The sequence below is a fragment of the Streptomyces sp. NPDC048636 genome (genome assembly GCF_040650655.1).
GTDB lineage: Bacteria > Actinomycetota > Actinomycetes > Streptomycetales > Streptomycetaceae > Streptomyces.
In genome coordinates, this window is sequence record NZ_JBEZHR010000001.1 from 485,966 (window position 1) to 498,474 (window position 12,509).

Sequence of the window (12,509 nt, forward strand, 5' to 3'; positions counted from 1 at the left end):
TCGGCGGGGGCGCCCCGGGGGCCGGAGGGGTGGGGTCCGCGTCCGCCGGTCGTCGTGCGGTGCCGCCCACCGTGGCGCGCTCCTTCCGCCGGACCACGTCCGGCCGATCTCCGGCGCCCGGCTGACGTCCGGAATTCTTGTACGACCCACCCTTCCATGCCGGGCCCGGACGGGGGAAGGTTGCATACGGGCTGCTGGACCGCCGGATTGAGCCTCACCCAGGGTCAGGGTGCAGGATCGACCCGGAGACCGGCTCCCCCTCAGGGCCTAGACCCCTAGGGGATCTCCACCCGTTCCTCCTACCCGTGGCTCGTTCCGGCGGAGGAGGAGGGAAGGCACCTCCGCTCTCTAAGGTTGCTGTGGGCAGCGCGACCGCGGGGGTGGGGCTGCCCCTACCGCGAAGACGGAGTCAATCCCCATCGCGGCGGTCCCCGGCACCCGGCAAGCTGAGTGCCGCGGGCGAACCGGGGACCGGAATCGCCATTCACAACCGAGGAGAGTCACCGTGACAACGGCTGTATCGATTCCCAAGACCGGGGGCAGCGGAGGAAATACGGCCGTCGCCGCCCGCGCACGACAGGTGGTGAAGGCGTACGGCTCGGGGGAGACCCGAGTGGTCGCGCTGGACCATGTGGACGTGGACATCGCCCGCGGCCAGTTCACGGCGATCATGGGCCCCTCCGGTTCCGGCAAGTCCACCCTGATGCACTGCCTGGCCGGACTGGACACCGTCTCCTCGGGTCAGATCTTCATCGACGAGACCGAGATCACCGGGCTCAAGGACAAGAAGCTCACCAAGCTGCGCCGGGACCGCATCGGCTTCATCTTCCAGGCCTTCAACCTGCTGCCGACGCTCAACGCGATCGAGAACATCACGCTGCCGATGGACATAGCGGGCCGTAAGCCGGACCGCGCCTGGCTGGACCGGGTGGTGGAGACCGTCGGCCTCGCCGGGCGGCTCAAGCACCGGCCGAACCAGCTCTCCGGCGGTCAGCAGCAGCGCGTCGCCGTGGCCCGTGCCCTCGCCGCCCGCCCCGAGATCATCTTCGGTGACGAGCCGACCGGAAACCTGGACTCGCGGGCCGGGGCCGAGGTCCTGGGCTTCCTGCGGCGCTCGGTGGACGAGCTGGGCCAGACCATGGTGATGGTCACCCACGACCCGGTCGCCGCCTCCTACGCCAACCGCGTGCTGTACCTGGCCGACGGCCGGATCGTGGACGAGATGTACAACCCGACCGCCGAGCTGGTCCTGGAGCGCATGAAGCACTTCGACGCGCGCGGGCGGGTGTCATGACCGTCCTCAAGACCTCGCTGCGCAACTTCCTCGCGCACAAGGGACGGATGGCGCTCTCCGCCATCGCCGTCCTGCTGTCGGTGGCCTTCGTCTCCGGCACCCTTGTCTTCACCGACACCACCAACGCCACGTTCGACAAGCTCTTCGCGGCCACCTCCTCCGATGTCACGGTCAGCCCGAAGAACGCCAACAACGGCGACGACCAGCAGGCCAGCAGCCGGATCGAGACGCTGCCCGCCGCCCAGCTGAAGCGGATCGAGGGCATCAAGGGCGTCAAGTCGGTGACCGGTGACACCACGAGCATGTCGATCACGGTCGTCAACAAGCAGAAGAAGGACATCGGCCCCAACTCCGGTGCCCCCACCATCGGCACCAACTGGGACCCCACCGAGCACCGCTCGGTGAAGCTCACCTCCGGCCGCGCGCCGCGCGGGCCCACCGAGGTGATGCTCGACGCCGACACCGCCAAGAACAAGAAGGTGAAGATCGGTGACGAGCTGCGGGTGATCACCGTCCCCGGCGAGTTCCGCGCCAAGGTCGTCGGTCTGGCGACCTTCCAGGTGACCAACCCCGGCTCCACCGTCCTCTACATGGACACCCCCTCGGCCCAGCGGCAGCTGCTGGGCCGCAGCGAGGCGTTCACCAGCTTCGCGCTCACCGCCGAGCCGGGCGTCAGCACCGAACAGCTGAAGAAGAACGTACTCGCCGAACTCGGCACCGGCTTCAAGGTGCAGACCAAGGCCGAGGCCAGCGACGAGGCGCAGGACGACATCGGCTCCTTCCTCGACATCATGAAGTACGCGATGCTCGGCTTCGCCGGGATCGCCGTCCTGGTCGGCATCTTCCTGATCGTCAACACCTTCTCCATGCTGGTCACCCAGCGCACCCGGGAGATCGGCCTGATGCGGGCCATCGGGTCCAGCCGTAAGCAGATCAACCGCTCGGTGCTGATCGAGGCGCTGCTGCTGGGCGTCATCGGCTCGGTCCTCGGGGTGCTCGCCGGTGTCGGACTCGCGGTCGGGCTGATGAAGCTCATGGGCAGCGCCGGACTTCACCTGAGCACCGACCAGCTGACGGTGAAGCCCGCCACGCCCATCGTCGGTCTCACCATCGGCATCGTCGTCACCCTCATCGCCGCCTACATCCCGGCCCGCCGGGCGTCGAAGATCTCGCCGATGGCGGCGCTGCGCGACGCCGGTACCCCGGCGGACGCCAAGGCCGGACGGATCCGTGCGGTGATTGGCACCGTGCTGACCGTGGCGGGGGCCGCGGCCCTGTTCGCCGCGAGCGGCGCGGACAAGGCGACCGACGGCTCGATGTTCCTGGGCCTGGGCGTCCTGTTGACCCTCGTCGGCTTCATCGTGATCGGCCCGCTGCTGGCCGGTGTGGTGATCCGGGTGCTCGCCGCCGTGATCCTGCGGATCTTCGGTCCGGTCGGCCGGATGGCCGAGCGCAACGCGCTGCGCAACCCGCGGCGCACCGGCGCCACCGGCGCGGCCTTGATGATCGGCCTGGCCCTGGTCGCCTGTCTGTCGGTGGTCGGCTCCTCGATGGTCGCCTCGGCCAGCGATGAGCTGGACAAGTCGGTCGGCGCGGACTTCATCATGCAGCCCAAGGGCCCGGGCAAGCCCTTCACCAAGGACATCGAGAAGGCGATCAAGAAGGCCAAGGGCCTGGACCACATCAGCCATCTCAAGATGATCAACGACGCCCGGCTGACGCTGCCGGACGGCAAGACGGTCGGCAAGGACCTGAACGCCGCCACCCCGACCTACGCGCAGGACCTGCGGACCCCGGTGGTCGAGGGCTCGCTCGCGGACGCCTACCGCAAGGACGGCATCTCGCTGCCCGAGGGCTTCGCCAAGGACCACAAGGTGAAGAAGGGCGACACGGTCGCCGTCGCCTTCCCGCACGGCCGCAAGGCGAAGCTCACCGTCGCCGCGATCACTTCCGACGACACCTCGCTGGACAAGGGGGCGATCTACACCAGCATCGCGACCGCCCAGGCCAATCTCCCGGCCGACCGGATCCCGGCGGACGTGATGGTCCTCGGCACGGCCAAGGACGGCCAGGAGGACAAGGCGTACGCCTCGCTCAAGAAGGAGATGGCCGACTACCCGCAGATCCAGGTCCGCGACCAGACCGACTACAAGAAGATGATGAAGGACCAGATCGGCCAGCTGCTCAACCTGGTCTACGGTCTGCTCGCCCTGGCGATCATCGTCGCCATCCTGGGTGTGGTGAACACCCTGGCCCTGTCGGTCGTCGAACGGACCCGTGAGATCGGCCTGATGCGCGCCATCGGCCTCTCCCGCCGCCAGATGCGCCGCATGATCCGCCTGGAGTCGGTGGTCATCGCGCTCTTCGGCGCCCTGCTGGGCCTCGGGCTCGGTATGGCCTGGGGTGCGACGGCGCAGAAGCTGCTGGCGCTCGAGGGTCTGAAGACCCTGGAGATCCCGTGGCCGACCATCATCACGGTCTTCTTCGGCTCCGCCGTGGTGGGCCTGGTGGCGGCGCTGATCCCGGCCTTCCGCGCGGCCCGGATGAACGTGCTGAACGCCATCGCCACGGAGTAGGACGCGGCGTCACGGAACGGCCAGGACCTGCCCCTCGACAAAACGGGGGTGAGGGGCGACCACGGCCCGGCCCGGTGTGCTCTCGGGGGTGCACACCGCGCCGGGCCGACGGCCGTGTCGCCGCCTTTGACTTGGAGTGCCCTCCAGCTCATAGCGTGATCGGCACGACGCGAGGACCACCGCTTCCAGGAGGTACACCCATGACCCGGCTTCCCACCCGCACCCTCGGTTCGCTGACCGTCTCCGCCCAGGGGCTCGGCTGCATGGGGATGAGCCACGCCTACGGCGCCTCCGACGACCAGCAGTCGGTCAAGACCATCCACCGCGCCCTCGACCTCGGCGTCACCCTGCTGGACACCGCCGACTTCTACGGCTCCGGCCACAACGAGGAACTGGTCGGGCGGGCCCTGACCGGCCGCCGGGACCAGGCGGTGATCGCCACCAAGTTCGGCTTCGCCAACAAGCTGGGCGAGAAGACCCGGATCCGGGGCGACGCGGAGTACGTGCGGCAGGCGTGCGACGCCTCGCTGCGCCGTCTCGGCGTCGACCACATCGACCTCTACTACCTGCACCGTGTCGACCCCGAGGTGCCCATCGAGGAGACCGTGGGCGCGATGGCCGAACTGGTCGCGGCGGGCAAGGTGCGCTTCCTCGGGCTGTCCGAGGCGAGCGCGGCGACCCTCCGCCGCGCCCACGCCGTCCACCCCGTCTCCGCGCTCCAGAGCGAGTGGTCGCTGTGGACCCGGGACGTGGAGGCGGAGGTCGCGCCGGTCTGCCGGGAACTGGGCATCGGTCTGGTGCCGTTCTCACCGCTCGGGCGCGGCTTCCTGACCGGCCGGATCACTTCGGTGGACACGCTGGAGGAGACGGACATGCGCCGCAGCCAGCCCCGGTTCACCGACGGCAACCTGGACCGGAACCTGGCCATCGTGGAGCGGCTGCGCGAGCTGGCCGCCGAGAAGGGCGTCACCGCCGGTCAACTGGCCCTGGCCTGGGTGCAGCACCGGGGCGACGATGTGGTGCCGATCCCGGGCACCCGCCGGGAGAGCTATCTGGAGGAGAACCTGGGGGCGCTCGCCGTCGAGCTGTCCGCCGAGGAGCTGGCCGCGATCGACGCCGCCGCACCGGTCCAGGAGATCGCCGGGAACCGCTACGACGACGGCGCCCTGCGCTTCGTCGACGGCTGACGCCCGGGGCGCCCCCGAACCCCCACCGCCCGGGGACCTGACGCCAGGAGCCCCGGGAGGGTCAGTCCCGGGGCAGCAGGGTGCCGAGCGGGCCGAGGTCGAGATTGAGGTCCTCCGGTCTCAGCCCGTGCTGTTCGCGCAGCTCCGCCATCCGCCGGTCCAGCATCATCAATGTGGTGCCGATCCGCTCCACCTGCTCATCGCTGAGTTCACCGGTGTCGATCCGGCGCAGCGCCTGGCGTTCCATCAACTGGCGCAGCAGTTCCACGACGGTGAGCACGAGGGCCACCAGATCGCGGCCCATCGCCTCCTGGTCGATATCGACGCGGGCGCCGCTCACAGCGGGCCCGAGTCGGTCCACGGCGCGGGGACACGCTCGTTGACCGAGGACAGCAGGGCGTGCAGCGACAGCCGTACGAGGGGCACTTCGGCGATGGCGATGACCAGGTCACCGCTGACCACCACCCCGGTGGCCAGCACCCGGTCCAGCAGATCCACCAGCGGCACCCCGATGGGGCCGTAGGCCGCGGCCGGGGCCGATCCCCAGGCGGCGACGGTCATGGCGCGGTACCTCCGTCGGCGAAGGAGTACGGGGCCCAGGGGCCGGACAGCTCGATCTCGACGGCCGTCTCGTCCCGGCGGAGCGAGGCGAGCGCCGCGCGCAACTGCCGCTCCCGCCCGCCGTCCACGAGATACGCCGCGTTGAGCACATGAGTGCGGTGCGGGCCCGTCACCTCGGACCCGTGCGGACGCAGCCGCCGCGCGGCCACGGCGAGGCTCCGGGCCACGGTGTCCACCCGCTCGGCGGACCGGAGCGCCGCGTCCTGGCGCTCCTCCCGGCCCCGCTGACGGCTGCGGAGCTGTTCCAGATAGGCGCGGCCGGTGGCCGCCGCGGCGTCCGGGGAGGCCACGGGGGTGTCGGTCTTGCCGGTGAGCGCGTAGACCTTGACCCCCCACTCGACCCGGCCGGTGATCCGGTCGAGGGCGGTGAGCAGGGAGTCCGCGCGTTCACACAGGGCCTCCCGGGCCCGTTCGTCCCCGCGGTAGAGGGTGGCCAGCGGCAGCGGGACGGTGGGTGCCGCGGCCATGGCCGCCGTGATCACCTCATGGTGGGCGCGGGCGCAGCGCTCCAGTTCGGCGCGGTCGGACAGCCGCTGCCGCAGGGCCTCTTCGGCGTAGTCGGTGGCCGGGACGTCCTGGACCACGGCGGTCAGCGGCCCCGCCGCGAGGGTGCGGACGGGGGCGGGCGGGCCGACCCCGGGGAGCCCGCCGAGCGCGGTCTCCGCTTCCGGCCCACCGGAGCGGCGGACGGCGAAGACATAGGTGAGCACGGGCTGTTCCGCCGTCATGTGCCGCTCCCGCCGTTCCCGTCGCCGTTCCCGCCGTTCCCGTCCGCACTTCCGGACTCGATCTCCCGCAGCCGCTCGCGCAGCTCCGCGTTCTCCGCGGCGAGGGCGTTGTGCGCGGCGCGCGAGGACAGCGCGGGGTCGGTCTCCCACCAGTCGATCCCGGCCTTGCGCGCGGTGTCGACGGACGAGACGAACAACCGCAGCCGGATGGTGAGCAGCTCGATGTCCAGCAGGTCGATCTTGATGTCCCCGGCGATCACGATGCCCTTGTCCAGGACGCGTTCCAGGATGTCGGCGAGGTTGGAGGTGGTGGGACCCGCGGACTCCGGACGCTCCCACCGGGTGTCGAGTTCGGTCATGGCCGCCTCGCAGCCGACGGACCGGCGGACTCCGGCCGCTCCAGCAGATTCAGCAGCCGGTCCTCCTCCCGTTCGAACTCCTCGGAGTCGATCTCGCCGGTCTCCAGCGCCTCGTTGAGCGCGGCGAGCCGGGCGCGCACCACCGCCGGATCGTTGAGCTGGCGCTCCGCGGCGTCCCGCAGCTGCTCCGCCACCCACACCACCCCGCGTACCGGTGCCAGCGGCAGCAGCGCCACCTCGGTCAGGAGGCCCATGTGCCCTCCACGAAGCTGTAGCAGGGCAGCGGGCCGGTCAGCCGCAGCTCGACCCGGGTCCCATGCCGGGCGGCCAGCCGCTCCACGGCCGTGCCGAAGCGGCCCGCGGCGGCGCGCGGGATCAGGAAGGAGGCGTTGAGCACACAGCCGGGCACCTCGGGCCCGGCCACCCGCGCCTCCGCGAGCGCGGACAGCTCGGCCACCACCCCGGTGGCCACGGCGGCGGCCCGCCGGGTCAGCCCCCGCGCCACGGCCTCGCCGAGCCGGACACTGGCCTCGTAGCCCGGGGCGCCGCGGGCGGCGGCCCGGGCCCGGCCCACCTCCGCGTCCTCGCGCACCAGTGAGTCCAGATCGCCCTGGGCCGGGATCACCTTGACGTTCATCTCGACCCGGCCGTCGACCCGCTGGAGCGCGGCCAGGCACTCGTCCTGCGAGGACCGCAGCTGCTGCCGCACCACGTCCTCGTCGGGGGCGATCATCCCGAAGCGCATCGGCAGCACCGGGCCGTCCGCCGCCAGGGCCAGTGCCAGGTCCTGGTGGGCCAGCAGATCACGGCGTTTGGCGCGGAGCCGGTCGGGTGCGTCGCTGACGACGGCGGCCAGCTCCCCGGCGGGCAGCGTACGGACCGGGCCGGGCCGCTCACCGACCCCGGCGCGGCCGGGCGGCACCGGATGACCGGCGTGGACGACGCCGTAGACGTACACCCCGCCCGGGGCGGCCGTGGGCGCGGGCTGTGGTGCGGCGGCCATCGGTCAGTCCTCCGCGGAACGGCGACGGGAACGGCTCGTGGAGCGCTTGGCGGGACGGGACTCCGCGTACTCCTCCTCGCGTTCGTCCTCGTCCTGTTCCTCCTCCTCGTCGTCATCACCGCCGCCGAGGGCTCTCTTGGCCTTGTCGCCCAGCGACCCGGCCGCCTTCTTGGCCTTCCGCTTGCCGATGCCCGCGGCCATGCTCCCGCCGCCCCCTCCGCCGCCGAACAGCTCGGGCACGGTCTTGCTGCGGTCGTTCTCCAGATCCAGCCGGTTGCAGGCTTCGGCGAAGCGCAGGTAGGTGTCCACGCTCGCGACCACGATCCGGACGTCGACCTTCAGGATCTCGATACCGACCAGGGAGACCCGGATGAAGACGTCGATCACCATGCCGCGGTCGAGGATCAGTTCCAGGACGTCGTAGAGCGAACCCGCGCGCGGGACGCAGACGACCTCGTCGGTATAGGTGGCGACCATGATCGGAACGTCCCTTCGGTTGCTGAGCGCGCTGCGGGTCAGTCGTCGGCCGCGCCGCGCCGGTAGCGGCGGACCCTCCGGTACTCGCGGAGCTCGCCGTGGCCGTCGAGGTTCACCTCGTAGGTGGCCAGCAGGCTGGTGGTGTCGGGGATCCGGGGCACCTCCAGGACGTCCACGCTCACCTTCCAGCCGTCCTCCGACCGGCTCACGGCGGAGACGCCCTCGGGCGGATGGGAGATCAGTGCGGCCAGCCGTTCGCAGGCGTTCCCGGCCGCCTCCTCGGGACCGGTCTCCCGGGAGCGGCGGCCGGTCTGCGCACGTCGGCCCGGCTCTTTGGTGGATGTACGGCGCTCTCGCTCTGCCATGTGCATCAGTGTGGTCACACACCGTGCCCGGGCGCGCGCTGGACTGGGCCGGACGCGGGTACCGCGGCCCGCGGAGCAGGGGCGGGGACGGGGCGGGGACGGACCGGGCCACCGGTGTCCGCGGGTGGCCGTACTCTGGAAGACCCCCGGCCCGTGTCACGTGTCGGGTGATTCGCGTTGTCCGCGCCTCCGGGATGGAATACCCCTTTATGAGCCTCACCGGTCTGCTCGACACCGTCGTACGGGACCCCGCGCTCGCCGAGGCGGTGCGCGGCGCCGCCGACGGGAACCGCCCCCATGTCGATCTGGTCGGCCCGTCCGCCGCCCGGCCCTTCGCCGTCGCCGCGCTGGCGCGCGAGACCGGCCGCACCGTGCTGGCGGTGACCGCCACCGGCCGGGAGGCCGAGGACCTCGCGGCCGCGCTGCGCTCGCTGCTGCCGCCGGACCGGGTCGCGGAGTACCCGTCCTGGGAGACGCTGCCGCATGAGCGGCTGTCCCCGCGCTCGGACACCGTCGGCCGGCGGCTCGCCGTGCTGCGCAGGCTCGCCCACCCCAGCGAGGACGACCCGGCGGCCGGTCCGGTCTCCGTCGTCGTCGCCCCCGTCCGGTCGGTCCTCCAGCCGCAGGTCCAGGGGCTCGGCGAGCTGGAGCCGGTCAGTCTGCGGGCCGGCCGGACCGCCGATCTGGAGCAGGTCGTGGACGGGCTCGCGGCCGCCGCCTACTCCCGGGTCGAACTGGTCGAGAAGCGCGGTGAGTTCGCCGTGCGCGGAGGCATCCTGGACGTCTTCCCGCCCACCGAGGAGCATCCGCTCCGGGTCGAGTTCTGGGGCGACGACATCGAGGAGATCCGCTACTTCAAGGTCGCCGACCAGCGGTCCCTGGAGGTCGCCGAGCACGGGCTGTGGGCCCCGCCCTGCCGTGAGCTGCTGCTCACCGACGAGGTGCGGCGGCGCGCCGCGGCGCTCGCCGAGGACCACCCCGAACTGGGCGAGCTGCTCGGCAAGATCGCCGAAGGGATCGCGGTCGAGGGCATGGAGTCGCTGGCCCCGGTGCTGGTCGACGAGATGGAGCTGCTGCTCGACGTCCTCCCGGCGGGCAGCATGACCGTCGTCTGCGACCCGGAGCGGGTGCGCACCCGGGCGGCCGACCTGGTGGCCACCAGCCAGGAGTTCCTCCAGGCGTCCTGGGCGGCCACGGCCGGTGGGGGTCAGGCCCCGATCGATGTCGGCGCCGCCTCGCTGTGGGGGCTCGCGGATGTCCGGGAGCGGGCCCGCGAGCTGGACATGATGTGGTGGTCGGTCAGCCCCTTCGCGGCCGACGAGGAGCTGGACGACGCGACGCTCAAGCTCGGTATGCACGCCCCCGAGACCTACCGCGGCGATACCGCCCGCGCGCTCGCCGACACCAAGGGCTGGCTCGCCGACGGCTGGCGCGCGGTGTACGTCACCGAGGGCCACGGCCCGGCCTCCCGCACCGTCGAGGTGCTCGGCGGTGAGGGGATCGCGGCCCGGCTGGAGGCGGACCTCACCGAGATCTCACCGTCCGTGGTCCATGTGGCCTGCGGTTCGATCGACTACGGCTTCGTCGACCCCGGACTCAAGCTGGCGGTGCTCACCGAGACCGACCTCTCCGGGCAGAAGGCCGCGGGCAAGGACGGCGCCCGGATGCCCGCCCGGCGCCGTAAGACCATCGACCCGCTCACCCTCGAGGCGGGCGACTTCATCGTGCACGAACAGCACGGCGTCGGCCGCTATATCGAGATGGTGCAGCGCACCGTCCAGGGCGCCACCCGTGAGTATCTGGTCGTGGAGTACGCCCCGGCCAAGCGCGGCCAGCCCGGCGACCGGCTCTACATCCCCACCGACCAGCTGGAGCAGATCACGAAGTACGTGGGCGGCGAGGCCCCCACCCTGCACCGGCTCGGCGGCGCCGACTGGACCAAGACCAAGGCCCGTGCCAAGAAGGCGGTCAAGGAGATCGCCGCCGACCTGATCAAGCTCTACTCGGCACGGATGGCCGCCCCCGGCCACGCCTTCGGCGCGGACACCCCCTGGCAGCGGGAGCTGGAGGACGCCTTCCCGTACGCCGAGACCCCCGATCAGCTGACCACCATCGGCGAGGTCAAGGAGGACATGGAGAAGTCGGTTCCGATGGACCGGCTGATCTGCGGCGACGTCGGCTACGGCAAGACCGAGATCGCGGTGCGGGCGGCGTTCAAGGCGGTGCAGGACGGCAAGCAGGTCGCCGTCCTGGTGCCCACCACCCTCCTCGTCCAGCAGCACTTCGGCACCTTCGGCGACCGCTACGGCCAGTTCCCGGTGGTCGTCAAGGCCCTCTCCCGCTTCCAGACCGACACCGAGGCCAAGACGGTTCTGGAGGGGCTGCGGGAGGGCTCGGTCGACATCGTCATCGGCACCCACCGGCTCTTCTCCTCCGAAACCAAGTTCAAGGACCTGGGCCTGGTCATCGTCGACGAGGAGCAGCGCTTCGGCGTCGAGCACAAGGAGCAGCTGAAGAAGTTGCGGGCCAATGTGGACGTGCTGACCATGTCGGCCACGCCCATCCCGCGCACCCTGGAGATGGCGGTCACCGGCATCCGCGAGATGTCCACGATCACCACCCCGCCGGAGGAGCGCCATCCGGTGCTGACCTTCGTCGGCCCCTACGAGCAGAAGCAGATCGGCGCGGCCATCCGCCGTGAACTGCTGCGCGAGGGCCAGGTCTTCTACATCCACAACCGGGTGGAGTCCATCGACCGGGCCGCGGCGAAGCTCCGTGAGATCGTGCCCGAGGCGCGGATCGCCACCGCCCACGGCCAGATGTCGGAGACCGCGCTGGAGCAGGTGGTGGTCGACTTCTGGGAGAAGAAGTTCGACGTCCTGGTCTCCACCACCATCGTCGAGTCCGGTATCGACATCTCCAACGCCAACACCCTGATCGTCGAGCGCGGTGACAACTTCGGCCTCTCCCAGCTCCACCAGCTGCGCGGCCGGGTCGGCCGGGGCCGTGAGCGCGGCTACGCCTACTTCCTCTACCCGCCGGAGAAGCCGCTCACCGAGACCGCCCACGAGCGGCTGGCCACCATCGCCCAGCACACCGAGATGGGCGCCGGTATGTATGTGGCGATGAAGGACCTGGAGATCCGCGGCGCGGGCAATCTGCTCGGCGGTGAACAGTCCGGCCATATCGCGGGCGTCGGCTTCGACCTGTACGTACGGATGGTCGGCGAGGCCGTCGCCGACTACCGCGCGGCCCTGGAGGCGGGCGGCGGCGAGGTCGAGGAGGCGCCGCTCGAGGTCAAGATCGAGCTGCCGGTCGACGCCCATGTCCCGCACGACTACGCGCCGGGCGAGCGGCTGCGGCTCCAGGCGTACCGCGCCATCGCCGCCGCCAACAGCGAGGACGACATCCGCGCCGTGCGCGAGGAGCTCACCGACCGCTACGGCAAGCTGCCCGAACCGGTGGAGAACCTGCTGCTGGTCGCCGGGCTGCGGCTGCTGGCGCGCGCCTGCGGGGTCACCGACATCACCCTCCAGGGATCCAACATCCGCTTCAGCCCGGTGGAGCTGCGCGAGTCCCAGGAGCTGCGGCTCAAGCGGCTGTATCAGCGGGCGGTGATCAAGCCCGCCACCAAGCAGGTGCTGGTGCCCCGGCCCGCGACGGCGAAGATCGGTGGAAAGCCGTTGGTGGGACGGGAGTTGCTGGCCTGGACCGGTGAGTTCCTGACCACGATCCTGGGGTCCTGAGCACCGCCCTGACGTGTCCGGGCACCGCCCCTGACGTGTCCGCCGCACCACCCGCAGGGTGCGGCGGCGGGAAGGAGCCGCCCGGGCCCAGGCAGGCGGGGGCGGGCAAGGATGTGCCATGCCCTGGGCCCGGACGGACAGGGGCTGCCGCCG

The 12,509-nt window shown here is 71.4% G+C and carries 12 protein-coding genes; 4 read left to right on the plus strand and 8 right to left on the minus strand.

All coding sequences use genetic code 11. The features are described from left to right. The first annotated feature begins 505 nt into the window (after positions 1-505). From AB0C66_RS02260 to AB0C66_RS02270, 3 genes are all read left to right on the plus strand, one after another. On the plus strand, positions 506-1,294 hold the full coding sequence (locus tag AB0C66_RS02260) for an ABC transporter ATP-binding protein (RefSeq protein ID WP_362431717.1): 789 nt from the start codon (positions 506-508) through the stop codon (positions 1,292-1,294). Next, a complete protein-coding gene (locus tag AB0C66_RS02265; protein ID WP_362431720.1) occupies positions 1,291-3,870 on the plus strand; it encodes an FtsX-like permease family protein in 2,580 nt (859 codons plus the stop codon). Before AB0C66_RS02260 ends, AB0C66_RS02265 begins: the two co-directional genes overlap by 4 nt. A gap of 200 nt (positions 3,871-4,070) precedes the next feature. After that, positions 4,071-5,057, plus strand: a complete 987-nt coding sequence (locus AB0C66_RS02270) for an aldo/keto reductase (protein WP_362431723.1) — start codon at positions 4,071-4,073, stop codon at positions 5,055-5,057. Between the two features lie 61 nt (positions 5,058-5,118). On the opposite strand, the gene AB0C66_RS02275 is transcribed toward AB0C66_RS02270, so the two are convergent. From AB0C66_RS02275 to AB0C66_RS02310, 8 genes are read right to left on the minus strand one after another with little or no spacing between them, the layout of a single operon-like run. Then, positions 5,119-5,397: a gas vesicle protein K gene (locus tag AB0C66_RS02275; RefSeq protein WP_362431726.1), complete on the minus strand. Its 279-nt coding sequence runs from the start codon at positions 5,395-5,397 to the stop codon at positions 5,119-5,121. Continuing rightward, a complete protein-coding gene (locus AB0C66_RS02280) occupies positions 5,394-5,618 on the minus strand; it encodes a gas vesicle protein (protein ID WP_362431728.1) in 225 nt (74 codons plus the stop codon). Before AB0C66_RS02280 ends, AB0C66_RS02275 begins: the two co-directional genes overlap by 4 nt. After that, on the minus strand, positions 5,615-6,406 hold the full coding sequence (locus AB0C66_RS02285; RefSeq protein WP_362431731.1) for a GvpL/GvpF family gas vesicle protein: 792 nt from the start codon (positions 6,404-6,406) through the stop codon (positions 5,615-5,617). The genes AB0C66_RS02280 and AB0C66_RS02285 overlap by 4 nt, the downstream gene beginning before the upstream one ends. Continuing rightward, complete coding sequence (locus tag AB0C66_RS02290) at positions 6,403-6,765, minus strand: gas vesicle protein (protein ID WP_362431734.1); 363 nt, start codon at positions 6,763-6,765, stop codon at positions 6,403-6,405. Before AB0C66_RS02290 ends, AB0C66_RS02285 begins: the two co-directional genes overlap by 4 nt. Then, the gene (locus tag AB0C66_RS02295; protein ID WP_362431736.1) at positions 6,762-7,019 is read right to left on the minus strand and encodes a gas vesicle protein GvpG; all 258 of its coding nucleotides are present in this window, start codon (positions 7,017-7,019) and stop codon (positions 6,762-6,764) included. Before AB0C66_RS02295 ends, AB0C66_RS02290 begins: the two co-directional genes overlap by 4 nt. Then, positions 7,007-7,768, minus strand: coding sequence for a GvpL/GvpF family gas vesicle protein (locus AB0C66_RS02300; RefSeq protein WP_362431738.1), 762 nt, complete (start codon positions 7,766-7,768; stop codon positions 7,007-7,009). The genes AB0C66_RS02295 and AB0C66_RS02300 overlap by 13 nt, the downstream gene beginning before the upstream one ends. Positions 7,769-7,771: 3 nt before the next feature. Then, positions 7,772-8,245, minus strand: coding sequence for a gas vesicle protein GvpJ (gene gvpJ, locus AB0C66_RS02305; protein WP_362431741.1), 474 nt, complete (start codon positions 8,243-8,245; stop codon positions 7,772-7,774). A 38-nt stretch (positions 8,246-8,283) separates the two neighbouring features. Beyond that, positions 8,284-8,616 (minus strand): gas vesicle protein, encoded by a 333-nt coding sequence (locus AB0C66_RS02310; RefSeq protein WP_362431743.1) that lies wholly within the window; start codon positions 8,614-8,616, stop codon positions 8,284-8,286. Between the two features lie 203 nt (positions 8,617-8,819). Between AB0C66_RS02310 and mfd the strand changes: the two genes are divergently transcribed. Beyond that, positions 8,820-12,356: a transcription-repair coupling factor gene (gene mfd / locus AB0C66_RS02315; RefSeq protein ID WP_362431746.1), complete on the plus strand. Its 3,537-nt coding sequence runs from the start codon at positions 8,820-8,822 to the stop codon at positions 12,354-12,356. The last annotated feature ends 153 nt before the right edge of the window (positions 12,357-12,509 follow it).

What these genes read in the sequence shown, in the direction of transcription:
- AB0C66_RS02310 (WP_362431743.1), bottom strand. Translation starts at nt 8,616, where the DNA reads ATGCACATGGCAGAGCGAGAGCGCCGTACATCCACCAAAGAGCCGGGC.
- AB0C66_RS02280 (WP_362431728.1), bottom strand. Translation starts at nt 5,618, where the DNA reads ATGACCGTCGCCGCCTGGGGATCGGCCCCGGCCGCGGCCTACGGCCCC.
- AB0C66_RS02265 (WP_362431720.1), top strand. Translation starts at nt 1,291, where the DNA reads ATGACCGTCCTCAAGACCTCGCTGCGCAACTTCCTCGCGCACAAGGGA.
- AB0C66_RS02285 (WP_362431731.1), bottom strand. Translation starts at nt 6,406, where the DNA reads ATGACGGCGGAACAGCCCGTGCTCACCTATGTCTTCGCCGTCCGCCGC.
- AB0C66_RS02300 (WP_362431738.1), bottom strand. Translation starts at nt 7,768, where the DNA reads ATGGCCGCCGCACCACAGCCCGCGCCCACGGCCGCCCCGGGCGGGGTG.
- gvpJ (WP_362431741.1), bottom strand. Translation starts at nt 8,245, where the DNA reads ATGGTCGCCACCTATACCGACGAGGTCGTCTGCGTCCCGCGCGCGGGT.
- AB0C66_RS02290 (WP_362431734.1), bottom strand. Translation starts at nt 6,765, where the DNA reads ATGACCGAACTCGACACCCGGTGGGAGCGTCCGGAGTCCGCGGGTCCC.
- AB0C66_RS02270 (WP_362431723.1), top strand. Translation starts at nt 4,071, where the DNA reads ATGACCCGGCTTCCCACCCGCACCCTCGGTTCGCTGACCGTCTCCGCC.
- mfd (WP_362431746.1), top strand. Translation starts at nt 8,820, where the DNA reads ATGAGCCTCACCGGTCTGCTCGACACCGTCGTACGGGACCCCGCGCTC.
- AB0C66_RS02295 (WP_362431736.1), bottom strand. Translation starts at nt 7,019, where the DNA reads ATGGGCCTCCTGACCGAGGTGGCGCTGCTGCCGCTGGCACCGGTACGC.